The sequence below is a fragment of the Leptothoe sp. ISB3NOV94-8A genome, from assembly GCF_043421595.1.
GTDB lineage: Bacteria > Cyanobacteriota > Cyanobacteriia > Phormidesmidales > Phormidesmidaceae > Leptothoe > Leptothoe turfae.
Map to the genome: position 1 here is coordinate 153,885 of NZ_JAXSQW010000001.1, position 24,804 is coordinate 178,688.

The 24,804-nt window shown below is 45.9% G+C and carries 18 protein-coding genes; 12 read left to right on the forward strand and 6 right to left on the reverse strand.

Going from position 1 to position 24,804, the window contains the following annotated elements:
* Positions 1–6 precede the first annotated feature (6 nt).
* The 4 genes from SPB21_RS00815 to SPB21_RS00830 all read left to right on the forward strand — a co-directional run bounded on the left by SPB21_RS00815 (position 7) and on the right by SPB21_RS00830 (position 4,029).
* Positions 7–846 (forward strand): metal ABC transporter permease, encoded by an 840-nt coding sequence (locus tag SPB21_RS00815; RefSeq protein ID WP_163661633.1) that lies wholly within the window; start codon positions 7–9, stop codon positions 844–846.
* A gap of 79 nt (positions 847–925) precedes the next feature.
* Complete coding sequence (locus SPB21_RS00820) at positions 926–2,008, forward strand: CobW family GTP-binding protein (protein WP_499865038.1); 1,083 nt, start codon at positions 926–928, stop codon at positions 2,006–2,008.
* Positions 2,009–2,169: 161 nt separating this feature from the next.
* Positions 2,170–2,808, forward strand: coding sequence for a GTP cyclohydrolase I FolE (folE, locus tag SPB21_RS00825; protein WP_163659517.1), 639 nt, complete (start codon positions 2,170–2,172; stop codon positions 2,806–2,808).
* Between the two features lie 288 nt (positions 2,809–3,096).
* A complete protein-coding gene (locus tag SPB21_RS00830) occupies positions 3,097–4,029 on the forward strand; it encodes a hypothetical protein (protein WP_499865040.1) in 933 nt (310 codons plus the stop codon).
* A 129-nt stretch (positions 4,030–4,158) separates the two neighbouring features.
* Here the strand turns inward: SPB21_RS00830 and SPB21_RS00835 are convergent, their stop codons facing one another.
* A complete protein-coding gene (locus SPB21_RS00835; RefSeq protein ID WP_499865042.1) occupies positions 4,159–5,544 on the reverse strand; it encodes a glycoside hydrolase family 6 protein in 1,386 nt (461 codons plus the stop codon).
* Between the two features lie 429 nt (positions 5,545–5,973).
* Positions 5,974–6,666, reverse strand: coding sequence for a hypothetical protein (locus SPB21_RS00840; protein ID WP_163659511.1), 693 nt, complete (start codon positions 6,664–6,666; stop codon positions 5,974–5,976).
* A gap of 279 nt (positions 6,667–6,945) precedes the next feature.
* On the opposite strand from SPB21_RS00840, the gene SPB21_RS00845 reads away from it, so the two are divergent.
* Positions 6,946–7,281 carry a hypothetical protein gene (locus tag SPB21_RS00845; RefSeq protein WP_499865044.1) on the forward strand — a complete coding sequence of 112 codons (336 nt, stop codon included), beginning with the start codon at positions 6,946–6,948 and terminating at the stop codon, positions 7,279–7,281.
* A gap of 1,100 nt (positions 7,282–8,381) precedes the next feature.
* Positions 8,382–8,888 carry a hypothetical protein gene (locus SPB21_RS00850; RefSeq protein WP_163659509.1) on the forward strand — a complete coding sequence of 169 codons (507 nt, stop codon included), beginning with the start codon at positions 8,382–8,384 and terminating at the stop codon, positions 8,886–8,888.
* Positions 8,889–9,069: 181 nt separating this feature from the next.
* Here the strand turns inward: SPB21_RS00850 and SPB21_RS00855 are convergent, their stop codons facing one another.
* Complete coding sequence (locus tag SPB21_RS00855) at positions 9,070–9,852, reverse strand: 6-phosphogluconolactonase (RefSeq protein WP_499061518.1); 783 nt, start codon at positions 9,850–9,852, stop codon at positions 9,070–9,072.
* A 222-nt stretch (positions 9,853–10,074) separates the two neighbouring features.
* Between SPB21_RS00855 and SPB21_RS00860 the strand changes: the two genes are divergently transcribed.
* The 4 genes from SPB21_RS00860 to SPB21_RS00875 all read left to right on the forward strand — a co-directional run bounded on the left by SPB21_RS00860 (position 10,075) and on the right by SPB21_RS00875 (position 19,343).
* Entirely contained in the window at positions 10,075–12,864 is a 2,790-nt protein-coding gene (locus tag SPB21_RS00860; RefSeq protein WP_499865046.1) for a UPF0182 family membrane protein, read from the forward strand.
* 311 nt (positions 12,865–13,175) lie between these two features.
* Complete coding sequence (locus tag SPB21_RS00865) at positions 13,176–15,068, forward strand: sensor histidine kinase (protein ID WP_499865047.1); 1,893 nt, start codon at positions 13,176–13,178, stop codon at positions 15,066–15,068.
* Positions 15,069–15,980: 912 nt separating this feature from the next.
* Positions 15,981–17,357, forward strand: coding sequence for an ABC transporter substrate-binding protein (locus SPB21_RS00870; RefSeq protein ID WP_499865049.1), 1,377 nt, complete (start codon positions 15,981–15,983; stop codon positions 17,355–17,357).
* Positions 17,358–17,414: 57 nt separating this feature from the next.
* Positions 17,415–19,343 (forward strand): sensor histidine kinase, encoded by a 1,929-nt coding sequence (locus SPB21_RS00875; RefSeq protein WP_499865051.1) that lies wholly within the window; start codon positions 17,415–17,417, stop codon positions 19,341–19,343.
* Here SPB21_RS00875 and SPB21_RS00880 read toward each other — a convergent pair.
* The 3 genes from SPB21_RS00880 to dusB all read right to left on the reverse strand — a co-directional run bounded on the left by SPB21_RS00880 (position 19,333) and on the right by dusB (position 23,305).
* Complete coding sequence (locus SPB21_RS00880) at positions 19,333–20,622, reverse strand: glycosyltransferase family 4 protein (protein WP_499865052.1); 1,290 nt, start codon at positions 20,620–20,622, stop codon at positions 19,333–19,335. The genes SPB21_RS00875 and SPB21_RS00880 overlap by 11 nt on opposite strands.
* Before the next feature lie 900 nt (positions 20,623–21,522).
* Entirely contained in the window at positions 21,523–22,170 is a 648-nt protein-coding gene (locus SPB21_RS00885; protein WP_006518962.1) for a DUF3318 domain-containing protein, read from the reverse strand.
* A 34-nt stretch (positions 22,171–22,204) separates the two neighbouring features.
* Complete coding sequence (gene dusB / locus SPB21_RS00890) at positions 22,205–23,305, reverse strand: tRNA dihydrouridine synthase DusB (RefSeq protein ID WP_163699140.1); 1,101 nt, start codon at positions 23,303–23,305, stop codon at positions 22,205–22,207.
* Positions 23,306–23,453: 148 nt separating this feature from the next.
* Between dusB and SPB21_RS00895 the strand changes: the two genes are divergently transcribed.
* Together SPB21_RS00895 and SPB21_RS00900 are read left to right on the forward strand one after the other, a co-directional pair.
* Complete coding sequence (locus tag SPB21_RS00895) at positions 23,454–24,338, forward strand: DMT family transporter (RefSeq protein ID WP_499865054.1); 885 nt, start codon at positions 23,454–23,456, stop codon at positions 24,336–24,338.
* 161 nt (positions 24,339–24,499) lie between these two features.
* Positions 24,500–24,781, forward strand: a complete 282-nt coding sequence (locus SPB21_RS00900) for an ArsR/SmtB family transcription factor (RefSeq protein WP_163659498.1) — start codon at positions 24,500–24,502, stop codon at positions 24,779–24,781.
* Positions 24,782–24,804 lie beyond the last annotated feature (23 nt).

Consider the following 24,804-nt stretch of genomic DNA (forward strand, 5'->3'; position numbering starts at 1 on the left):
TCTGCCATGTCGATCCAGGCTGAATTTACCCGTGTGATAGAACTGTTTCAACTGCCCTTTATGCAACGGGCACTGATGGGCAGTGTTCTCACTGGTTTTATGGGCGGCTTAATGGGTAGCTTTACCGTTCTCCGACAGCTTTCTTTTTTTAGTGATACCCTGGGGCACTCAGCCCTGTTGGGTATTAGCATTGGGTTTTTGCTGGGTCTGGATCCTGGTTGGGTGTTGTTACCCTTTGCTGTTCTTTTTGCGTTGGGTGTGACCTATTTCCTGGAACGCACGCGTCTCTGGACCGATGCGCTGCTAAATATTGTTTACTCATCATCCTTGGCCATTGGCATTATCTTGCTGAGTTTTCGTGAGGACTACAAAGGCGGTATCACCCACCTGTTGTTTGGTGATATCCTGGCAATGCAAACCACTGACTTAATCTTTAGCGGCGTGCTGTTGGTGGTATGTGTCATATTTATGGGGCTAACGTTGCGATCGCAAATTCTCCTAACACTCCATGAATCCATGGCCATTGCTCGGGGCGTATCTGTGTCTGCCCAACGTACAGCGTTCATTGTGTTGTTATCTCTGGTGGTGGGTATTTCCATTAAGGCCATTGGTGTTTTGTTGATTAGTGCATTTGTCGTGATACCCGCTTGTGCGGCCCGTCTCCTTAGCCGCAACTTTGTTCAGTACATCCTGACCTCAGCAGGCTTAGGTGCTTTAGGGGCCGCTATTGGTATGATGGTTTCTGCCTTTTTCGACTTACCCTCGGGCCCCAGTATTGTCACCGTTCAACTCGCTATTTTTCTGTTGGCGATGCTCGCCCCCAACACCCGCAAGTTGGCCTTGTGAACATAATTAGGCCAGAGATATCGTTGGCTAACTCCAAAGGAGTTAGGGAATCCATCTTGTTGCTTCCGGAGTTTATTCCATGACAGCCTCCACACTCCCCTCAACCACTAAAAGAGGAATGCCCGTCACCATCATTACCGGATTTCTTGGCAGTGGTAAAACAACGCTTTTGAACCATATTCTAAGCAATAATAAAGACTTAAAAGTTGCCGTCCTCGTTAATGAATTTGGCGATATCAACATCGATAGTCAGCTGTTAGTGACAATGGATGAAGATATGGTTGAACTTAGCAATGGCTGCATTTGTTGCACCATTAACGATGACCTGGTAGACGCTGTCTATCGAGTCATGGAGCGGGATGACCGTGTTGACTATATGGTGATTGAGACCACAGGTGTGGCTGATCCGCTGCCTATTATTCTTACATTTCTGGGTACTGAACTACGCGACCTCACCCGTTTGGATTCCATCATCGCCATGGTAGATGCCGAAACCTTCACGCCCGATCATTTTGAGAGTGAAGCCGCCTTGAAACAAATCACCTACGCTGATGTTACAATTATTAATAAAGTTGACCTGGCTTCATCGGACCAGGTAAAGACGTTAGAAGAGTACCTTAGTAGCGTTAAAGCGGGGGCAAGGATTTTGCACAGTCAGCAGGGCCAAGTGCCGCTACAGCTAGTTTTAGATGTAGGGTATAACAACCCCGAAGCTTATGCTGCGCTGGTGCAGGAGGAAATTGAGCAGACGGCCCATGAGCACCATCACGGGCACGGGCACGGGCACCATGGGCACGGGCACGAGCATCACGGGCACGAGCACCATCACCATGGGCATGAACATCATGAACACCATCATCACCACTCTGCCCATCTTGAGAATGATGGATTTGTGTCCATCGCGTTTGAGAGCGATCGGCCCTTCCATGTCAAAAAATTTGAACACTTTTTGCAAAACAAACTTTCAAAGAATGTTTTTCGGGCAAAAGGAATTCTCTGGTTTGAGGAAAGTGACCTGCGCAATATTTTTCAGCTAAGTGGTCCTCGCTTCTCTATTGACGGTGAAGAATGGTCCACCCCACCTCGAAACCAGCTTGTTTTTATCGGGCGGCATCTCAATGGTGATGACATCCAGCAGCAGCTGAAGGCTTGCCTCGCCTGATACATCATTTGTCAGGGTAGTACACCGCTAACCTGACGTGTAGTTGCCTATTCGGCAATTGCTACATCCAGTCTTTCAGTCGTTTTCTGAAGGGGGCTGATCGGTTCGCGATCGCTCGACATTTTGATAAATCCATCCAACAATTCACCCACTCGTTATTTATGACCTTATCCATTTCACCCGACGATATTCGTAGCCAGTTAATCAATACCGAAGCTAAAGCTCCTGTTTCAGACGAAGACATGCGACAAGCCGTAAGAACATTGCTTCTAGGCTTAGGAGAAGACCCCGACCGTGAAGGATTGCGAGACACACCAAAACGTGTGGTCAAAGCCCTCAAATTTTTAACCTCGGGTTATCATCAGTCCCTGGATGAACTGCTCAATGGAGCCGTTTTCCATGAAGACACCAATGAAATGGTACTGATACGCGATATTGATTTGTTCAGTTCTTGTGAGCATCATATCTTGCCGATTTTAGGCCGTGCCCATGTTGCCTATATTCCCAATGGCAAGGTAATTGGCCTGTCGAAAATTGCCCGCATTTGTGAAATGTATGCACGACGGTTGCAGGTGCAAGAACGACTGACTCAGCAAATTGCCAATGCCCTCCAGGGTCTTTTACAACCCCAGGGTGTGGCAGTTGTTGTCGAGGCGTCTCACATGTGTATGGTAATGCGCGGGGTGCAAAAGCCAGGTTCCTGGACTGTTACCAGTTCGATGCAAGGGGTGTTTGCAGATGATGCTCGCACACGTCAGGAGTTTATGGACCTGATTCGTCACAACCCATCGTTCCATTAGGAAATTTTCACCCAAAAGTTTACTCACTCACCGGGAGATAAGCATCACGCTTATCTCCTTTTCTGTCATTTATCTATCTAATACAAGTTTAGAAAACACAGGTGTTATTCAGCCATTACCCGAGAGCCTAACCGATGGCCCTGCATTAAACCCTAATGCCTATTTTTGCGATCGCTTCCGCCTGAATCTATCCCCCGATATCTGCAACGACTGATACGATCTTTTAACCAATATTACTGAAAGCTTCTAAAATAGTACAAATAAACTATTTTCCAAGAGAGCTGACTAATGATCCAACCAATTCTGACCAGGACAGCCTTAGAGGCCTCACAACAGTTTATTGAACAAAAAGGACGGCCATTAGAAATTGCCAGATTCCACCATGCCTTTAACGGAGCATCAGCAGACTCAGTAGTTACCGCACTGAAGGAATTCCAGAATCCAGATGGCGGTTTTGGTCATGGACTAGAACCTGACTTGCGCACAAATGATAGCTCGGCACTTTGCACATCCATTGCCTTTCAAGTACTTCGCTCAATTAACGGTACCTCAGATCATGAGGTCGTCTCAGTTGCGATCGCCTATCTGCTAAAGACCTTAGACCAAAAAGAATGGCACTGGCCGATTATCCCTAAATCAGCTCAGCAGAGTCCCCATGCTCCTTGGTGGGAACAGTCAGACGATGAAGAAACATCGGAGTTATTCTCTCTTAACCCGACCGCTGAGATACTGGGATATCTGTATGACTATCAACATCTTGTCCCAGAGACTATCATCTCTCAGGTGTCGGAGCGGGTCATGGGTGCATTATCAAATACAGAGCAGATGGGCATGCATGACCTGTTGTGTTGTCTACGTTTGATGAGGACAAAAACACTACCCGATGAATTCCGGGAACAGATTCGTCAAGCTGTGGCCCAGCAGATTGATGGGACCATTGAAAAGAATTCAGCGGCTTGGGAAGGCTATTGTCTACGGCCATTGCAAGTGATAGATGCGCCTGATTCTCCTTTTATGGCTGGAATGGAAGAAGCCGTAACGGCAAATTTAGCCTACGAGATTTCTACTCAAGGTGAAGAGGGTGCTTGGTTACCCACCTGGTCTTGGGGAGATATGTTCCCTGATGCATGGCAACAGGCGCATCAGGATTGGAGCGGTGTGATTACGGTTGAAACACTGCTGGTCTTGAAACGATTTGGATGTCTTGAAGGTGGTTCATGACCAGACTAACGATATAGCAATCGAAGAGAATGTTAGGACAATTTTCTGATGGTGATCTTTACACCATGTTTTGCCTATCCCCTCAATTGCAATATTTGTCTAAGTTTGTCCTGAGTCTACTATTGGAAGTCATGGGAGTGGGGGATAAGCATTTTCGACCAACATTTCAAACTGTTCCGCGAACCACCATCCCGCATGGGGGGCTCCAGCCATGGCATTAGTCGAGTATTGTGGTTTGTCTCTATTGGTCGCGTTCGGATCGCACATCCCATCAAATCCTTTGGCCGGATCATTGGGATCAATAATGCCAGCTTCGCTAACACCATCAGATTCTCCCGGAGGTTTCACCCATACAAAGGCATCAAAATGTTCATAAGGTTCTACGACCGGGCGTTCACCGATACCCATGCCGATCTGGTTACACCAGCCACCGCGATGAGGTCGTCTATCAATGCGAGACTCATCTACAAAGGTATTCACATCTGTAGCGGTGCTGGCAACAGTCGGACGATTTGGGCCGCCCCATCCGTTACGGCTGGTATCCACTAACATACCAATCGTCGTCGGTAGACCTTCAGCCACAAAAGCGTCGTACATCGCGCCCATGTAGCTGATTTCGTCAATATAGGGGTTCCAGTCATAGAAATCAGAGGAGCGGCTCGGCTGGCCACCAGTATATTCTTTAATAAACGGCTCAATTATCGGGGTGCTGCCGGAGGTATTTGAAATAAAACCATCCACTGCGTTTACGCCAGCTTGTGTGTCCTTAATCGTATCAGCGATCAACGTCACCGTCGGACTAAACGCACTATCCCAGCCTAACCAACCAGAATGACCAAGATCAACATAGGTATAGACATTAGGGATTGGATACAGCTTATTTAAAGCATATTTCACACCTTCGACATATTCGCCACTCGATTTTGCCTTTGCACAGGCAGGCGTTGAAAGGTTGGTGACAAGGTTAGGTAATGAATCCGGTTCGATCGTGGCGACAATTCGGATATGGGCATATTTCGGATCGCTAACAATCTCTGCGATCGGATCGATGTAGTCAGTTTTATAGCGCTCAATACCGCCATGGGGAATTTCGCCATTTGAAGCCAACGCATGACAATCCCGGTTCGGTAGATTGTAGACCACCATCAAAAAGGTGATCGGTTTACCGGGGAGCTTTTGCGCTAGCGCGGTATCCAAATGCTCACGTAAGCTCATGGCAATTTTGGTGCCATCGGTCGCTGTTCCTGTAATTGTGCCAATGCGATCCATCCAGACTGCGGTCGGGTAGGTGGCGACCTGGGCCATTTTTTCGCCTAATCTGCCAGCGGTTTGGGTGGCCTGTTTTTTCACGTTTTCCCCATAGTCCAGGTTCAGGTAGGCAGTTGCCCCAACAAACGGATTGTCAACATGGAGTTTTGCATATGCAGTTTCATGCACAGTTGTCGTTAGTGTGGTTACAGCCAGCATTCCAACAGTCAGTAACCATACAAAAGATTTTAGTTTTGTAGACTTCATAAAGTCCTTCATTTTTTTAAATAAAAATAACTTAAGGGCGGGGGGACACCATTTAACCTGTATTGGTTCAGTGTGCAATGAAATTTTCACACCTAAAAATAAGCTATATCATGCCTGGCATGGGTGATGTATGGGGATGCTCCTTATTACGAAAAAACTATATAAAAAGAGTATTGAGGGAAGATACTTATAATAAATACTTCGTCGAATAGATAGCTCCAGGAGATACTGATGGAAAATAGCTTCGAGCTATCAGATGAATTGAACAGGTAAGAGGTTCCGCTACTATCAGGAAAATTTAATAATGGTGTCGTCACTGGACAACAATTTGGTTTGACACAGCTAAAATAGTGATTAGAGTTTTGCTGAAAATTTTGCCCCATAAGCAATCCCACAGTTACTATTAACCTATCAGACGACTTGATCACACTAATCAGTAGTCGATGCCATTACTACTACAAGCGTTGAGTCTGGTCGGCAAAAGTAAGTGCAAAACAACGTACCCCACCATTCTTTTCCTGCGTCAAAGTAATTGGAACAATCGTCGCTCCAGCTATAGATCTGCCCTGCATCAGTGAATGATGCAAAGAAGTGTTCTGCGATCTCTAAAAATAGCGTGTTGAGTTCTAAGGACGATCCAGTAATACCGTATGGAGGAGATAGAAACGCATCAGCAAGCCCAAAACTGTCAGGTTCATAAAAACCGCACTCTCCAACGATATTCTCTGGAATTTCCGCGTCGCCAACCCAAAATAAGTCATTGACGTGTCGCTTGCTTTGACCCCTGACTAACAGTTTCCGAGACGACACGTTAAAGGACGAACCTAGGAATTGCTCCAAGCTGATGATATTCCCAACAAATTTGCTGACATCATATGTCAACTGAAAAAAATCATCTCGATTGTGATGCTGATTTTCAGGGCTTTCGAGAATAGTGTGAAAGTCCTCATCAATATCTTGGGCTATTGCGTCTAAGGCTAATATTGCGGCTTGCCAATGAGTATCATAATCATCGTAGGGTTGCTCCTCCAACTCCATCGCTACCCAATCGATGACTCCGCCTCGTTCTTTATACTGCTGCAATAACTGTTTTTGCTGCTGACTTAATTCCGCTAATTTCATGGAGCCTTTGCTCTCTCATTATTTGATAAATATAGGCACATCTTCAGACTAGTATTGGGATAAAATTGAGCTAATGATGCCTGTCGTCCGCCGCTAGTAACCTTTCAAGCTTAACCAGAAACCTCTAAACGGTCGTGGCCATGGACGTTGTTACCCTGCTTACTGAGTCAACATAAATAAGGGTGGTTTTTTGTCTAATCTTGGCAGATAATCCCATTGTCAGGGCATAACAACATTCAACTTAAAAAGTAATCTAGTTAACAGTAAATCTGTAAAAATGTGAATAGTGCTTCTCCCCACGATTGTCGTGACACCTGTTCAATGTTAGTGACGGTGGAAGATGGAAAGGCTACTAAAGTAGCGGATAATCCCGATTACCCATTCACCCAGGGAACCCCATGCAGCAACGTTAGCGACTATATCCGTTTTGTGCCAGTTGTCTCGGGCACGGTGACTGTCGAGGGTCGCCTGAGGCTATGTCTATTACGGGAAGGAGAATGGGATGCTTTAATGCTGGTGCGGGCGGGGCTTGCGATCGCAAAAGGTCAGAAATTGTTTGCTAGACCTAACCTACATACAAACAATCAAGCCATGTACTTGATCGATGGACTTTAAACAAATTTAAACAAACCTGAATTTTTTAAGAGTCTTGCGATCAAAGATTTTTATGTCACTAAGATTATCTGTGACGGCAAAGATACTCATCTATGAATTTTGCATCTCAAATCAACACTAATCCATGGCTTCATTTTTCAATGATCAGTTTGCTATGGCTTTTTAATGGTCTTTGCCTTCTATATTGCATGGCCACTCTAGCTGTCTTTATGAAAATTCTGTTGACTTAGATGGTTTAGTTTAGACTCAAGCGAAGTGATTAAGATCAAGCAGACTATACATTGATTCTGATAAATGTCTTGTGTCAGATTATGGTGTGCTCACTGAAATAATCTTCCGAAACGCAAACTTTTACAGCCTCATACCCAAAACAACAAAATAGCTGTTCTTTTCCTGGCCACAAGACTGAAGTCTTAAAGTTGAGGCCATAAGGTCGAGAAATCAGCCACAATGTGAGAACGATCTTCGGCCTCATATTGTGGCTGGCCCTATTTTTAGGTAAACCACACAACAATCTCTCAATTCATCAGATAGACCACATCAAACCTTTTGTATTTTTCAAGCTATGCTACATCTCCATATCAAATAACATACGCTTATTTTGAGTGCCGTTCAGCATCCTTGATCCTGAGCTTTTGGCGCAGCGGCACTCAGTATTGGGACCCAGGATGATGTAGCCAGGTTTCAGCATGCAGTTTCAACTGGGCTATCAAATACAGCCTTACTCTCGACGTAGTCAGGAATCGCATCGCCAATTAAGTTGGACGTTCGGTTGTAAAATTGTGACCTACGAGGCTGCCATGACATGACAACATTCAGGGCATAAGGGGCACATAAAGATCGTCTATGAAAGACAGACACCCTTAGAAATAAAGGTTTCAAGAATTTATGAGAGAACTTTAATTAAACAAAGAATAGGAGTTAAGGTAGGTACCGTCCATGGATGTCTGACCATTGGAATCCGTAGAAATACGGAATTAGCTATGTATTTCTGTATTTTTTTCCTGTCCATAGATCCTTTGGCAGAATGCTGAACTATGTCAAGGTCAATAGGCCATAGGAGTTCCAAGTTGTACCCCGTTAAAAAATGGTTCAATCCGATGTTTTTAATTAACAACCCCATTCCCTGCGATGGGGTTTGGTCATCCCAACCCCATCGTCAGCCAAAGCTATGGGAACGACTGATTCAGTTAATATATAACGCTTTAAATATAATCTTTGGAGTAAGTTGGGGGCAGCAGTTTGCCATGGTTGGGCAATCCCCTACACACGATTACATGCCCCTAGAAGTGCTGCCTGATTACTATCTCAACAGTGATAGTGCTAAACGGCTGTGGCAAGATTGGCGGGTATTACGACGATTATTCATTCGTCGCGATCACAGTCGTGATTTGCTTTTGCAAGGTCAGTCTGGTTGGTTACCTATCCACGGTATGACCATTCACCAACAGCTAGTGACTATCACCACCGATGAAGGTGAGACAGTATTGGATTTAGATGAGCCTGTTGTCTGGCTCAGTCGTGCTAACCCAGCTAATACAAAAATCTCACAAGAACCTATTTGGACCGTTGGGTTACAGAATAATAGTTTGTGGTGCCCTGCCTAATGAGGACGATCAGTTCTCAGTGTTGAGTGCTGATTCATAAATTTCTGATACAGGAAATCTAACAAAAGAAACAGTGACAGGCGTTGCGCTACCGGCAAATCTGTAGGAATTGTGAGAGCGATATGGGGTACAAGCGTTAGCATGGTAGGCGTTTATTTCGCCTCTGTTGACTCTTGTACCTTTATGTCATATTTGAGAAGAGTCGGCAGGCTGGTTCATCTATAAAGAGAGTGTTTTTTCCTTTGCCATCAAGTCTTAGAATAGAAGCAGGACAAGCTTCAGATGGAGAGACTGTTAGTACCGTTTTAAGAACATCAGCTTTATAATCTCCAAAGACACAGCAGAGATTATATCGAGCACTGCGGATGGCACTCAGGCTGAGGGTAATCGCATAGGCAGGAACAGCTGAAAGCTGTGGGAAATATCCAGAGGTCAATTGTTGTTGGCGGTTGATGTTGTCCAAGCGTACAAGTTTTACCCATCGAGAATCATGGAAATCTGCTACGGCTGGATCATTAAAGGCTAGGTGGCCGTTATCGCCAATACCCAGTAAACAGATATCAATTGGTTTTTGGGTGAGCAACTGGGTGTAGCGATCGCACTCTTCAATCGGCTCTAATGCATCACCATTGAGATAATTAAATACTTGAAACGGTAACCATCGGACAATGTGATGGTGCAAGTAAGCGCCAAAGCTAGCCGGATGCTCGCGACTCAAACCTAAAAACTCATCCAGGTGAAAGCCGATCACCCGTGACCAATCTACAGTGGTATCACGGCGAAGGTACCCTAATAGACCCAGTTGCGATCGCCCGGTAGCAAACACGATGGTGGCCTGTGGCTGATGCTGAAGTGTCTGCTGTAGCTGGACAATAACTTGCTGTGCCGCCGCCTGAGCTAACGAGTCTGGATCTGGATAGACTCGCACATTAAGCGCATCGACCTTAAACCTGCGGTTAGACATCGCCACTTAGCCTAAATTCTCAGATTTACATAACACTAGAGCAACGCCATAAAAGTTAAAACTTGCTCGGTGATCATGGCCTACTATGCACTAGTTTCTTTTGACTACTTAAAAAAAACTCTGGGATTCATAAGCTTGCGCTAAGCTTTGTAGGTTCGAGGAACAAATGGTGTAAACCATCTTTAATCCCCGATACTTGGGCGTTATCTGACAGGTTAGAGCATGAGTGCAAAGTGGTTGTGGCTAATTCTCGGAGGGTTTCTTGCGCTTACCTTCTCTGGATCCTTCGTGCACTTGATCACAGAAGTGTGGTGGTTCGACTCGGTTGGGTTTGCAGATATTCTATGGACTCGATTGCGCTGGCAGGGGGCGATCGCAATCCTAGCCTTTGCCAGCTGGTGGTTAATTTTATTCATAAACTATGCAATTGCTCAACGCATTACTCGCGAACGTCCCCTACGGGTTGTGCAAAATCCCCAGTGGGATCCCTATTTACCAAGCTTAATCCGCTACGTTAGTTTCGGTCTGATTACGTTGCTAGCTTTAACCGCTGCCATCAATGGTATTGAAGCCTGGCAGGATGTCCTCAAGTTTCTTCACCCGGTAGACTTTGGTGCCCAAGACCCTCTGTATGGGCGCGAAATGAGCTTTTATATTTTCCAACTCCCCCTCTTCGAGAGTTTACATAGGGCTATCATCGAAATATTGGTATGGAGTCTAGCACTTGCAGCCAGCATTTATGGGGTTAAAGGAGAAATTCGCCCAGAACGCGGTTGGAAATACTTTCTCACCGGAGAAGTCAAAACCCACTTCTGTGTATTGTTAGCTGGATTAGCTGCTGTCGTTGCCTTAGGATTTTGGCTCGCTCGCTACGAACTCCTCTATTCTTCAACAGGCGTTGTCTTTGGTGCCGGCTATACCGATGTCAATGCTCGTATGCAAGCCTACGGCATCATGGGATTCATCACCATTGCCGTCGGTATTTTATTCTTACTTTCCCTGTGGCGTAGCGGTTTTCTGCTACCGCTTACAGCCATTAGTCTCTATGTAGCCGTTTTTGTTCTGGTGACTGGGGTATATCCCTGGGGACAACAAAAGTTTGTTGTAGAACCTAACGAACTGCAAAAAGAAGCTCCCTACATCGCCGATAACATTGAACTTACCCGCCTAGCCTATGGTCTAGATGATGTTCAGCAAGAATCTTTTGACGTTAAAAATCAGCTAGATGCCACTACTCTAGCAAGTAATAGCGGCACTATCGACAACATTCGCCTATGGGACTATCGCCCTCTGCAAAGTACCTACGGTAGTTTGCAAACCCTACGTCCCTATTACAAATTTCAAGACGTTGACATTGATCGCTACACCTTAGATAACGACTACCGTCAGGTAATGTTATCGCCTCGGGAGCTAGTGGATGATGCCCTACCTGCCCAAGCCCAAACATGGGTCAACCAACACATAATTTATACCCATGGCTATGGTCTGGCCATGAGCCCAGTGAATAAGGTTACCGAAGATGGTCTACCGGAATTATTTATCAAGGACTTACCCCCAACAAGCACTGTCGATCTCACCATCGAGCAACCTCGAATTTATTATGGGGAAGCAACAGATCGCTACATCTTAACTGGCACTGACCAGGCTGAATTTGACTATCCCCTAGGCAATGATAACGCCCAATATAACTACACAGGTCCTGGGGGTGTTCCCATTGGTTCCATGCTACGAAGACTGGCCTATGCTTACAACCTAGGCGACTGGCAACTGCTACTGTCCAACTCTCTCGGAGAGAATTCTCGGATTCACTACCATCGATTAATTCAGCAGCGCATTCAACAGTTAGCTCCCTTTCTTTCCCTCGATAGCGATCCCTATTTAGCCATCATTGACGGGCGACTCCAATGGATTGTTGATGCCTATACCCTCAGCGATCGCTATCCCTATTCTGAACCTCTATGGCGCAGTGAGGGCATTGAAGACGTATTACAGGGGCGCGCTATGCAGCGTATTGTCAGCAGTGGCACTAACTACATCCGTAATCCTGTTAAAGCTGTGGTCGACGCCTATGACGGCACCATCAAGCTTTACATTGTTGACACAGAGGACCCCATTCTGGCTTCTTTTCAACAGAGCTTTCCCACATTATTTGACAATTTAGAAAGCGCACCACCTACACTCCAACAGCATTTTCGCTATCCTCAAATGCTGTTTAAGATTCAGGCTCAAGTCTATCGAGCCTATCATATGGATCGTCCAGATGTGTTTTACAACCAGGAAGACCTCTGGGATTTCCCAACTCAGATCACACGAGAAGAAAGCTCAGAAACCCTGGAACCGTACTACGTCATCATGAAACTGCCCGAAGGTGAAGCAGAAGAATTTATGTTGATCGTGCCTTTTACCCCGGTACAGAAAAATAATATGGTGGCGTGGATGACAGCACGCTGTGATGGGAATAACTATGGCAAACTGTTAACCTATGAATTCTCTAGACAGGCCTTAATCTATGGCCCTCGCCAAATTGATTCCCGTATCGATCAAGATACTGAAATTTCTCAACAATTAACGCTTTGGAATCAAGAAGGCTCAGAAGTCTTTCGTGGGGATTTACTGGTTATCCCTATTGAGGAGTCACTGCTGTATGTAGAACCTGTCTATCTACAAGCGCGGGGACAAAATAACAATAGCAACGCTATTCCAGAACTCAAACGGGTGATTGTGGCCTACAAAGACACAATTGTGATGGAACAAACATTGGAAGACAGTTTAACTAGACTGTTTGGGCAGCTTCGTCCTACACCTTCAGTGGCAGAAACCACTCCAGAAACATCGACGCCACCACCTACACCGGCATCTCCCACAGCCGATCAACAGGCCCTGATTCAATCTGCTCTAGAAGCTTATACCCAAGGTCAGCAAGCACTACAACGGGGAGACTGGCCAGCCTATGGGGCTGCTCAAACACGCTTAGGAAAACTACTTGAGCAATTAACTAAAGCAGAAGAGTAAAGCCATGGTGCCCATGACCTATCGGTATCAGTCATCACATAGCTGTGTTTAGAAACACCTAATTTTTTAGACTGTTTCTGAGTATGGGCTCCTGACGACCCCTGATCGCGTCTGGAAGTGTAGAAGGGAACAACTGACAGTCATAGCGATCCGGAATTGCTTTGCTCGTCTGGATACTATGGGTTCCCAGCCTACGACATCCATCCAGCCTGTAAGGGAAGCTCAGCGTGAAAATCAAATCTAAAAGCCTACTGCTTCGGCTCATTACTCCCCTGTCGTTATTGTCTGTCGCTACCATATTGACAATTTCAGTGAGCACATATTTCTCGGCACGGGAAACCCTGAAAAGATCGCTATACGACCGCTTGAGCGTAGCAGCCACCCTCAAGGAAGAAGAACTCACTCAGTGGTTTCAAACCCATCGTAACGATATTCTGCTGCTGGCCCGTTTGCCAGAAATTCAGACCCAGACTGAGCGCCTGGTATCTGACATGGCTCCACCTCCGGAAGATATCCCCCAAGCTGAACCGCCATCTGCTCTAGAACTCAAAAAAAATGCCCGCACAAAACTCGCATCTTATCTGCGAAACATCATCACGCTGAAGCCCGACTTCGCAGAGGTGTCAATTGTGGCAGACGATGGCATGGTTGTGTTTTCAACCAATAAAAAACTAGAAAATACGTCTCAATCCCTAGACGCCAATACAACCTACTTTGCTGATGGCTCAGGCGATATTACCCCCATTCCCTACAGTTCTCCCACCACCGGTACAACAGCTATTACCTTAGCAACACCGATCCTAGATGCAGCTAAAAATCGGATTGGAGTGCTGAGGGTTACTCTAGATTTAAGAGAAGTGGATGCCTTAATTCAGGAACGAACCGGACTAGGTAAAACGGGAACCACATACCTGGTTGGCCAGATCGAGGAACAAAATACATTTATTGTCTCTGATAAAGATGAAGAATCAGCAGGTAATATCAGCAGCTTTGCCATTGATGCCGCCACCTCAGGCGAAAGTGGGGCTGGTCTTTATCAAAACTATGCAGGCAAACCGGTCATTGGTGTCTACCGTTGGTTAGATAGCCAAAATCTAGCTCTCCTAGCGGAAATGAACCAACGGGAAGCGTTTGCTCCAGCCCGTGCCCTCGCCAGGAATATCTTATTAATCGGTTTTGTGGCAACGGGGTTATTGTTATCAGGTATTTATTTATTATCTCGTCGTATTACTCGACCCATTACAGAAATTACTAAAGCTGCGATTCAGCTCCAAAGCGGTCAACTCGAGCAGTCACTGTCAGTCAATAGTAAAGATGAAATCGGTGTCCTGGCTCAGGCATTCAATCATATGAGTCAGCAGCTCAAACAGTCTTTTGATACCCTAGAAAGTACTAACCAAGAACTGGAAATACGGGTTAAGGAGCGAACAGTTGAGTTAGAAGCAGCAAAAGAAGTGGCAGAAGCTGCCACTCGTACCAAGAGTGCTTTTTTGGCTAATATGAGCCACGAACTTCGAACACCGCTCAATAGTATCATTGGCTATAGCGAAATGATCGAAGAAGATGTGGAAATTATTGGTGAGGCCAGTCTCATTCCTGACTTACGTAAAATTCAGGGCTCTAGTAAACATTTACTCAATTTAATTAACAGTGTACTTGAGCTGTCCAAAATTGAGGCGGGTCGCATGGAGCTACAGCTACAATCCGTAAATGTCATGGCTCTTGTAGAAGATGTCCTGGAAACTATCCGACCAAACGCAGAAAAGAAACTCAATCACATCACTCTCAATACGTCTAATACCATGGGTTCGATTGAAACCGACTTTGGTAAACTACGCCAGTGCCTTTTACATTTACTCAGTAATGCCAATAAGTTTACTGAGCGCGGTCAGATTATTCTCACTGTGCAAACATCACAGCATCAAGATGAAAGCTACCTTGAATTTACAGTTGAAGATACGGGTATTGGCATAGCTCCAGACCAGCTAGAACATGTTTTTGAAGCATTTACTCAAGCTGATGATTCATCAACTCGCCCATTTGATGGTACTGGCTTAGGGTTAACCATCACTCGCGAATTTGTGTATATGCTTGGAGGTGTTGTCACAGCCCAAAACAGACCGAATAAGGGGGCTATGTTCAAAATTCGGATTCCTCAGATAATTCCCCGCGTTAAGCACCAGTTAGCCACTGCTGAGGTTTAAAGTACCCGTGCTAAAGAGCAAGCCATAACTAACTTCCAACAGTGAGTGTTGAAGAGACGTTCCATGGAACGTCTGTACATCCAAAATTTGGCGTTAATGGATTTTATTTCCTAAGACTGTGTAGCTGACGTTCGAAAAATTGGTATAGAAAGGCCTTTTATATAAACCGTAGTCTTAATAAAGACAGATTACCCATCGAGTAAATGCTCATTCGATGGGTAGTTTCTATTAAAAATACAAGGTAATTCTTCGTCTTATTTTTAAGATAAAGCTTGTATCTAACACGATTTCTTTACCTTACTTTCCTGAGCACATCTAATGGACTTGAACATTTAGATAAACCCGGTGAATTTACACAAACTCATGTATTGATTATCACTCCATTGATGGTAACAAAAGTAGCTGTGTTGTGTTTAGAATAAATTATTTAAAAAATCATTGTTTTCATTAGAAAGACCTCATGAAAAACATTAAGATATGGGCAGTAAGTATCATTTTTCCTATTTTATTGATTAGACTTGCAGTAATATCCCATAGACTATATATGTGATACAGAGTGATATTCTTATTTAAAGCTTCAGTAATAAAACGATGAGAATTGTTTCAGGCTTGATGTGATGTTAACGAGTCTAGGCAGAGGCAAAAAGCAATCTGTTTAGCAAGTTAATACCTTTTATTAAAAGTATCTGGGTGCATATCGAAAAATCAGGATGAAGGGTGTTTGTATATCGATAGCAATCGTTCAAGCAATTTTTTTGGCCAATTATTAGATGCTCCCGTAGGTCGCTCTATCGTCAGAATACGTGGAATTTTTAAGGCTGATCTCTCCATTTCTGAATACAGATTTTTCATGATTGTTTGAATAGTTTTACCTCTGAGGTAGTAGCTATTTTTATTGGAGATATTGTATTTATGCAACGGCGCAAATTTGCACAGTTATCACTGTTTGGGTTAGGTGGTTTGATTGCGAGCTGTACCCGCGGACAACAAGTCTCCACCCCTAATGACATACCATCTGAGAACAAACTTAAGATATGGTGGCAAGAGGGGTTTTATCCAGAGGAAATTGATGCACTGAAACAGATTATTGAAGTTTGGAAAACCCAAAGCCAGATAGAGGTTGAACTCAACGTTATTCCCCAGAAAGACATTCTGGCAGCACTTGATCGGGCATTGAGCACCGGTACCGAAGATATTCCTGATATTTTCTATTCTGGCTCAGCTGACTTAACTAGTATTCCTCGTTTAGCGTGGAATGGAGAACTTGCCGATGTCTCTGATGTAATTCAACCGATTAAACAGTACTACACAGATAACGTGCTGGACGGTGTTAACTATCAGAATAAGACTGGAGGCAGCCGTAGCTACTATGCTGTGCCACTGATGCAGTCAGCCATTCATATTCATTATTGGGAAGATTTATTAATCAATGCCGTCGGGGAACGTCGGGTAACTATTCCTAAAGACTGGCAAAGTTTCTGGGATTTTTGGCAGAATATTCATTCCACACTTCAGGCGAATCAAGGCAGTGACATTTACAGTGTGGGTATGCCAATGTCCCTTAGCCTCGATACCTACAATAACTTTGAACAATTTTTAGAAGCCCATAATGTTCAAGTTCTAAATGAATCGGGTAGTTTTGCCATAACACCAGAAAATCGAGAATCCTTTGTGACTGCGATCGCAGACTATGCCCGATTTTTCGAGAATAATACGGTTCCCCCAGATGCCGTTGATTGGGATAACACAGGCAATAATGTCTCGCTTCTAAGTCGAAAAAGCCTGATGACCGTCAATCATACCCTTTCGGCTCCAGGTTCCCAGCGCAGTGATGATGAGACTTACTATAAAAATCTAGCGACGGTCGAATGGCCCAGCAAGCCAGATGGTAGTCCCATGCGCTATGTCATTGAAATTAAACAGGCCGTTATCTTAGCTAACTCCAAGCAACAGACAGCGGCCAAAGACTTTCTGGCCTTTCTAGCCCAGCCTAATAATCTATCGGCCTATACCAAAGGTGCCCAGGGTCGGTATTTACCCGTTATGCCCGAACTCTTTAAAGACCCATTCTGGCAAGAGCAGCGAGATACTCACATTTCTGTCGCTGTTCAACAGCTACAAAATACACGGCCTGCATACCAAGTATTAAACCCCGCTTATGGTGAGGTCGCTGAGCAAAATATTTGGGGGCAGATTATGAATAAAATTGCCCTCGGTGAACTCGATAATGAATCAGCTGCAGATGAGGCCATTCAACTGATTCAACAAATATTTGACGATTGGCAATAGCTATTGCCAGGGTGCTCTCTCTCTGCGATCAAACTCTACCAAACATAAAGGGCAAACGTGAACAATAAAAAGAAACGCCTGCTGTTAAAGTTAATTACACCATTATCATTATTGTCAGCAGCCACTGTACTGACAATTTCAGTTAGCACATACTTTTCAGCACGAGAGACTATTAAACAGTCATTGTTTGATCGGCTCAGCGTCGCCGTTACCCTTAAAGAAGAAGAAATCGCGCAGTGGTTTAAAGTTCAGCGTAGCGATATCTTACTCTTAGCCCGTTTACCAGAGGTCAAGACACAGACCAAAGCGCTTGCTAATGATGATTCTAAGCAGGACGCTTATGACAAACTTTCCTTATATTTAAAGGATATTATTTCAGCCAAGACCAATCTAGCTGAAGTTTCCATTCTCACCGAGGGTGGAATTGTTTTATTTTCAACTAATAAAGCATTAGAGAAAACATATCAGCCCTTGGGGGCCACCACCACCTACTTTTCCAATGCTGCAGACAAGATTGTTCCAACGTTGTACATATCCCCCGTTACCGGGGCAACGGCTATTACCTTTGCCACACCTATTTTAGACAGTAGTAAAAATCGCGTTGGTGTGCTTTCGGTCACCTTAGATTTGCAGGATGTTGATTCACTGATTCGAGATCGCACAGGACTAGGGGAAAGCGGAACCACTTATCTTGTCGGACAATTAGAACGCAGAAACACATTCATCGCATCAGGCAAAGACAATGGGGCACCGGACAATTTAACCAGCTTTGCGATCGATGCAGCCACTGCTGGTCAGCGTGGGTCGGGTCTTTATCAAAACTACGCGGGCCAACCCGTCATCGGCGTCTATCGTTGGCTAGATGGTCAAAGTTTGGCGCTGATTGCTGAAATCAATCAGACAGAGGCCTTTGCCCCTGCCCGTGGCCTGGCCAGAAATATTCTGCTGATCGGGTCTGTGGCAACGGGCTTACTGTTGTCGGGTATTTATTTACTATCGCGGCGTATTACTAAGCCGATTGCGGCCATTACAGCAGCGGCCACTCAGCTGGAAAAGGGAGAGCTAGAGCAGTCGATTCCCATTGTTAGCGATGATGAAATCGGCTTTCTTGCCCACACATTTAATCGGATGGCGTCGCAACTGCAGGAGTCGATAGCGGCCCTAGAAACTAATAATCAAGCACTAGAATCTCGGGTCAAAGAGCGTACAGCTGAATTAGTCGAAGCCAAGGAAGCGGCTGAATCAGCAACCAGGACAAAAAGTACGTTTTTAGCCAATATGAGCCATGAGCTGCGCACACCGCTCAATAGCATCATTGGTTACAGTGAGATTCTGCAAGAAGAAGCTGAGATCAATGGTGATGAGAGTATGGTCCCTGACCTTCGCAAAATTCAGGGTTCTAGTAAGCATCTATTAAATCTGATCAACAGCATTTTGGATTTATCCAAAATTGAAGCTGGCCGCATGGAACTTCATTTAGAACCTGTCCATATTGCTGAGCTGATACGGGATGTCATGGACACAATTCATCCAGTCGCTGATGCTAAACGCAACAAGGTCGTGATCGAGAATCTAAGTGAAGTCGAGTCCGTGGAAAGCGATGCTGACAAGCTACGTCAGTGTTTGCTCAACCTCCTTAGCAACGCTAACAAGTTTACTGAAAACGGTCAGCTGACTCTAACGGTTAAGACCATCCATTATCAAACAGAAGACTATCTTGAATTGACCGTTGCCGATACGGGGATTGGCATGGAAAAAGATCAGCTGGACAAAATCTTTGAGGCGTTTACCCAAGCAGATCTGTCCTCTACTCGACGGTATGGTGGCACTGGCTTAGGCCTCACCATCACCCGCGAATTTGTGCGCATGTTAAACGGTACAATTTCAGCTCAAAGTGAAGTGGACAAAGGCTCCACCTTTATTATTCTGTTACCCCAGGTTGTCTCCAGTGTTCAGACTGAGTTGGCAGCTGTGACTACGGCTTAAGGGTAATCTTCTTGGGCCGCAGTGTCGAGGACATGGATGTAGTAGCCGTCATTTTATCAACGACGCTATCGAGTAAGGTCTCATACCCCTCAAGGGATTGTTCAAAGGAGTAGTTTGCGATCGCATACCCCCGTCCTCGTTTACCCAACTGTTCGATCCGCTCAGGGTCATGGTATAGATCTTGAATCGCCTTAGCTAAGGCTTTTGGCTTCTCAGGCTCTACGACCAAACCACCACCGCTATCTCTCACAGCTTGGGCAGCGGCCCCGCCATCAGGCACAGACGCCACAATGGGTCGACCACTGGCCAACAGCACCATCGTTTTGGATGGCATATTAAACCCGACCACGCTGGCTTTCTGCATAATTAGCGACACATCTGCCGCTGCCAACATTGTTGGTAGTTCAGCCCGAGGCGCGAAGGGTAGCAACGTCACATTGTTAACCCCCAGCTCTTTACGCAGGTTTCTCAAATCACCAAGCTGACGCTCTTCGCCCACAATGACAAATTCAATATTTTGAAAATGCTGTAGTGCTTCTGCTGCATGAATAATCGTTCTAACCCCCTGGGTACGAGCAATATTACCGGAGTAGAGAACAATAAACTTATCTTGTAATCCATACTTTTGCCGAAACTGATTATCATATTTCGGTAAAGGACGAATAAAGTTAGTATCAACCCAGTTGCAGATGCGCTTAATCTTACTGACAGGTACACCTTTACTGACCAAATTTTTCGAGAAACTATCAGTAATTACAGCAACGCGAGTCGCACTGGTGTAGGCAAACTTCTCTAATACTTCAAAAATCCGGATAGCCAGTTGATTACTAATCAGCCCTGTCCTAACAGCCGCCTCTGGCAAAATATCCTGGAGGCTAAGCACTGTCGGACACCCATAGATAAGTTTTAATACCGCTACGGGGATACAGGCTGGCAACGACGGACTAGTCGACAAAATAACGTCTGGCCGCCACCCTTTGAGGGCCTGTAAAAAACTTAATAGCGAAAAACTGCCGTCTAGCAGTACACGAGTGACAACACCGGGGTTGGGATGAATAGCAACATAGCAACGCTGAATCTTAACACCGTTGCGCTCCTCTTCACAGAAAAGTTGACCACGATACTGGGGATAAATCTTACGCTGGGGGTAGTTAGGCATAGCCGTAACCACCCGCACCTCATGCCCTTTGGTAACTAATCCTTCTGCCAACTCGGTCATTAAGGGGGCAATACCGATGGGCTCGGGGTGATAATTGTAAGAATATATGAGTATACGCATGGAAATCGCTCTGACTACTGATGTCGTGGTCAACAGATAAGCAACAAGCGCAAGCAGGGCTAGAAAGCTAAGAAGACCAACTTTTGAGGCTATAGAAATACGTCTAGGCTTCAATAATACGGTCCTACATTATGCCCAGTATGTCTTTCGCAAATGTGCCAAGTTACATGGCACTTTTCTGAAGATATGAACAAGTAACCAAAGGGTTCCCTTAACAGCTTTCAGAAAGGATAAACACACTACCTGGGGCAACACCTGTCATTGAGGACATTAAGTTTTGGCCGCGATCTGTTTAAAGAAAAACATCCTTAAACAAAGGCTAACTTGGTCTTAAAACAAATGTAGTAACCAGGCTGCAATGCACTAGAGTTTTTGAAGTTTATGTAAAAAGAGCAGCTTTAAAGTTCGCAATTGAAGGATCAATCACCTAAAAGAAACTGACTACTTTACTACTACATTCATCAAACTCACTCAAAACAACTTATACAGATCAAAAACACTGACCAAAAAGTGAAACTGTTAATTTGGACAAGCGACTCAACTACCCCGTAGCGGTCAGTATGGTGTCCTAACCGTTACCTCTTTATTCTTCAGGAAACTCTTCTGGCTAGATAGCTCATCCTCAGACTTTCTCATGTGGCACAGCTACGCCAGAGCAACGACCACCATTATGGTAGGACCTTCAAGGTCTTAGATAAAAGGTTTGACGTAATCTTTATAGTATCCAAGTGAAAGTCCATAGCCAAAGTGGCAATTCTTTACATGATTATACGGATACTACAGGATCAATCAACCCAGCTGAATGATATAACAACTTTCCTTGATTGAAACATGTAAGCAAGGAGATTACGTCTGTAAAAATACAGACAACTTTTCAATTTTTTCTAAAATTTTAATGAACTAGTAGGCTCGAGAAGCATCACGATCGGCTCGAATTCGATCCTTAGCTCGATTAGCACTGCGCTTTAATGCTTCTAACCGCTTCACATAGCGATCGCGCTGCTTTTTCTTGGGTGTCTGCTCAATTAGAGTTTTCAAAGCACTGCCCAAACTCTTGTAGGCATTGGGTAGGGAGTAGCCAAAACGAGTGGCTAAAGCAATGGCTTTTTCGTCCGCGTCCATGGCTTCTTTAAGGGTCTTTTCTGCGTTATTGCGCTTGTATAAACGCCAGCCAGAAATACCACACAGCCCTAAAGCCAACATCAGCAAGAGGCCATCTTGAACCCACAGCTCCCCGACAGCACCCCCAAGACCAATAGCTAAAGCAGCCATCTCCCAACCGTCACGGGGAATTGTATCGTTCTGAACGCGGGCAACTTCGTGCCAAAACAGTAAATTACGCTGGTCAATGGCCAGCTGTTCCCACTTAGGCAAGTCAATTTGAACTTCGACCTGATCTTTGCCTAGCTCTTCAGAGGTAATCAGCGGTGGGCCTACATCCATAGCGGGCTCAACCGTAACCCAGCTTTGCAGTTCTGGGGGTAGCAGACTACGTAAACGGCGAAGTTCGCCCATATCTGCTCTGGAACTGTAGGTGGCGTAAGACATGCTGATACTGGCCCGAAAACGCTTCTAAAAATGCTTATACTATAGCGGGCTTTAGGAGGCTATGGCGGTAAAGTTCTGGGGAGATTACCGTAATCGCCTCGTCTAATAAGCCACACCCTTCTTCCACAGACTCGATGCGGCATAGTTGATCCCGCAGTTCAGCGGCCCCATCAAAGCCCTTAGCGTACCAGGCCATATGTTTACGAGCCTGGCGAATACCGCTTTTACCCTTGTAATCCGCCAGCATCCTCAAGTGTTCCTGGGCGCAACGTAGACGCTCGATGACTGTGGGCGGCAGGCGACGCTCGCCAGTCTTGAGGAAGTGATCAATTTCCCCGACTAAAAAGGGATAACCTAGGGTGCCACGGGAGCACATAACGCCATCGGCCTGGGTTTGCTCTAAACAATCAATTGCCGCATCCACTGAAAAAATATCCCCATTGGCAATCACGGGGATCGCCAAAGCCTGTTTCACTTTGGCAATCCAACTCCAGTCGGCAGTGCCGTTATAGCCTTGGGAGCGGGTACGACCGTGAAGTGTCAACATTTGCGCCCCAGCTACTTCAAGACGACGGGCAAAATCCACAGCATTGATGTCGTCTTCAGACCAGCCAATGCGCGTCTTAGCCGTCACCGGTATCGATACGGCAGCGCTAACGGTTTCAATGATGCGGGCGGCTGTATCAGGGTCCCGCAACAGTGATGAACCACCGCCATTCTTCGTGATTTTGTTAACGGGGCAGCCCATGTTGATATCAACGGTGTCCGCGCCCTGATCAGCGGCTTTCTTAGCTGCTTCTGCTAGAAAATCGGGTCTACGGTCAAATAGCTGAATGCTGATGGGCCGTTCACCAGGATCCACCTCCATCACCTTGGGTAGCTTGCGCATGTGGTGCAGTTCGGCAGCGCTCACCATTTCGGTATACATCATCGACTGTGGAGCGTAGCGGCGCACGAGTCGGCGGAAGACAAGATCGGTTACCCCAGACAGCGGCGACTGTAAAACCCGACTGTGAACTTCAACAGTGCCAATGTTTAGGGGAGTGGCGAGGCGGGATTTAAGAGCGGGGGACAGGGAATGGGGAATGGGGTGTGGGGTGTGGGGTGTTTGATGGAGGTTGAGAGCAACTGACATGGGAGGTTGGCTAAACGCCGCAAGGGGTTGAGACTTTCTTACACAGCTTACGCTTCTCTAGGATGCCATTAACTAACCGACCACCCACAATTTAGAACTCCTGTACGATGCCTTTAATTCACAACTCACAATTGAGAACTAACTAAGGATGTTTCAAGGGGAAATTGCGGCGTTGAGTGCGGCGGGGCTGTGGGCATTTGCGACGCTGATGTTCGGCCGATTGGGGAAGCAGCTATCGCCCCTGGTGTTGAACCTGATTAAGGGATCAATGGCGATTGGGTTTATCGTGCTCACCCTGGCGGTACGGCAGCAGTTGCTGGCATCGTTGCCGATGGGGTCAGTGGTACTGCTGTTAATTAGTGGTGTGGTGGGCATTGGACTGGGGGATACGGCTTACTTTGCCACGGTGAATACCTTGGGAGCGCGGCAGGCTTTATTACTGGAAATGCTGGCTCCGCCTATGGCTGCTTTGATGTCACTGGTGTTTTTGCAGGAGCAGCTGTCGGCTTTGGCCTGCCTGGGCATGGGGCTGACGTTGGCAGGCATCATCTGGGTGGTGAGTGAGCGGAGTCCTCAGGTTCAAAGCACCCGCTCAAAAGCGGCCATTACTCGGGGGATCTTGTTGGGGATCATGGCTGCGCTTGGGCAGTCGATTGGTAGTGTGCTGTCACGGGCGGCGTTGGCCGACACGGCTGTCGATCCGCTATGGAGTAGCTTACTCAGGCTGTCGGCAGGGTTGGTGTGTATTGGTGGATTATTGCTGTGGCGTCGGCAAGAGCAGGTATTTATGCGTCCATCTGGCCGGTTGTTGGGGGGTGTGGCGATCGCAGCCTTTTTTGGCACCTATTTAGCCATCTGGCTACAGCAAGTGGCCTTGAAATATTCCCCGGCTGGCATCGCCCAGTCACTGCTGGCAATGAGTCCGATCATGGTGATCCCCATGGCTCTGGTCATTGGCGAGCGGGTTACGGTGCGAGCTGTCTGCGGGGCGATCGTGGCGTTGGTTGGTGTGTGGCTATTGTTTAGTCGTTGAGGGGAGCGTTACCTAGAGGGACTCTGTTACCGGCAGAGGCGTTGCCCCAAGGGCTCCCACAAGGGGAGCCCCTACCGCCCATAACTCTTTGTTAACCTATATGAATCATATTTCATATGAATCTCAGTTCATTCTAAGCTGCCCCTGTCAATCTCAAGGTTATGGATCAGGTCACGTGTGTCGACAAGCTCAAGATTTTGGCGGATACCACGCGGTTAGGCGTATTACAGAAATTGCAGTTTGGGCCTCAATCAGTGGGCGCTCTAATGACTGCTTTGGATGTAGAGCAAACGCTTTTATCCCATCATTTACGTGTATTACGACAGGCTAAGTTTGTAATCGCAGAAAGGAATGGTAAGCAGGTACTCTATCGGCTGTCTCCCGACGTATTGATTGAGCGAAATAGCCTAAACCTGGACTGTTGCGTCCTATCGTTTCGGTAAGGTCTTTGGGGATCATCCTCTAG

Excerpts from the sequence above, each read along its gene's own strand:
- SPB21_RS00815 (WP_163661633.1), top strand. The coding sequence starts at position 7 with ATGTCGATCCAGGCTGAATTTACCCGTGTGATAGAACTGTTTCAACTG.
- SPB21_RS00820 (WP_499865038.1), top strand. The coding sequence starts at position 926 with ATGACAGCCTCCACACTCCCCTCAACCACTAAAAGAGGAATGCCCGTC.
- folE (WP_163659517.1), top strand. The coding sequence starts at position 2,170 with ATGACCTTATCCATTTCACCCGACGATATTCGTAGCCAGTTAATCAAT.
- SPB21_RS00830 (WP_499865040.1), top strand. The coding sequence starts at position 3,097 with ATGATCCAACCAATTCTGACCAGGACAGCCTTAGAGGCCTCACAACAG.
- SPB21_RS00835 (WP_499865042.1), bottom strand. The coding sequence starts at position 5,544 with ATGAAGTCTACAAAACTAAAATCTTTTGTATGGTTACTGACTGTTGGA.
- SPB21_RS00840 (WP_163659511.1), bottom strand. The coding sequence starts at position 6,666 with ATGAAATTAGCGGAATTAAGTCAGCAGCAAAAACAGTTATTGCAGCAG.
- SPB21_RS00850 (WP_163659509.1), top strand. The coding sequence starts at position 8,382 with ATGTTTTTAATTAACAACCCCATTCCCTGCGATGGGGTTTGGTCATCC.
- SPB21_RS00855 (WP_499061518.1), bottom strand. The coding sequence starts at position 9,852 with ATGTCTAACCGCAGGTTTAAGGTCGATGCGCTTAATGTGCGAGTCTAT.
- SPB21_RS00860 (WP_499865046.1), top strand. The coding sequence starts at position 10,075 with ATGAGTGCAAAGTGGTTGTGGCTAATTCTCGGAGGGTTTCTTGCGCTT.
- SPB21_RS00870 (WP_499865049.1), top strand. The coding sequence starts at position 15,981 with ATGCAACGGCGCAAATTTGCACAGTTATCACTGTTTGGGTTAGGTGGT.
- SPB21_RS00880 (WP_499865052.1), bottom strand. The coding sequence starts at position 20,622 with ATGCGTATACTCATATATTCTTACAATTATCACCCCGAGCCCATCGGT.
- SPB21_RS00885 (WP_006518962.1), bottom strand. The coding sequence starts at position 22,170 with ATGTCTTACGCCACCTACAGTTCCAGAGCAGATATGGGCGAACTTCGC.
- dusB (WP_163699140.1), bottom strand. The coding sequence starts at position 23,305 with ATGTCAGTTGCTCTCAACCTCCATCAAACACCCCACACCCCACACCCC.
- SPB21_RS00895 (WP_499865054.1), top strand. The coding sequence starts at position 23,454 with ATGTTTCAAGGGGAAATTGCGGCGTTGAGTGCGGCGGGGCTGTGGGCA.
- SPB21_RS00900 (WP_163659498.1), top strand. The coding sequence starts at position 24,500 with ATGGATCAGGTCACGTGTGTCGACAAGCTCAAGATTTTGGCGGATACC.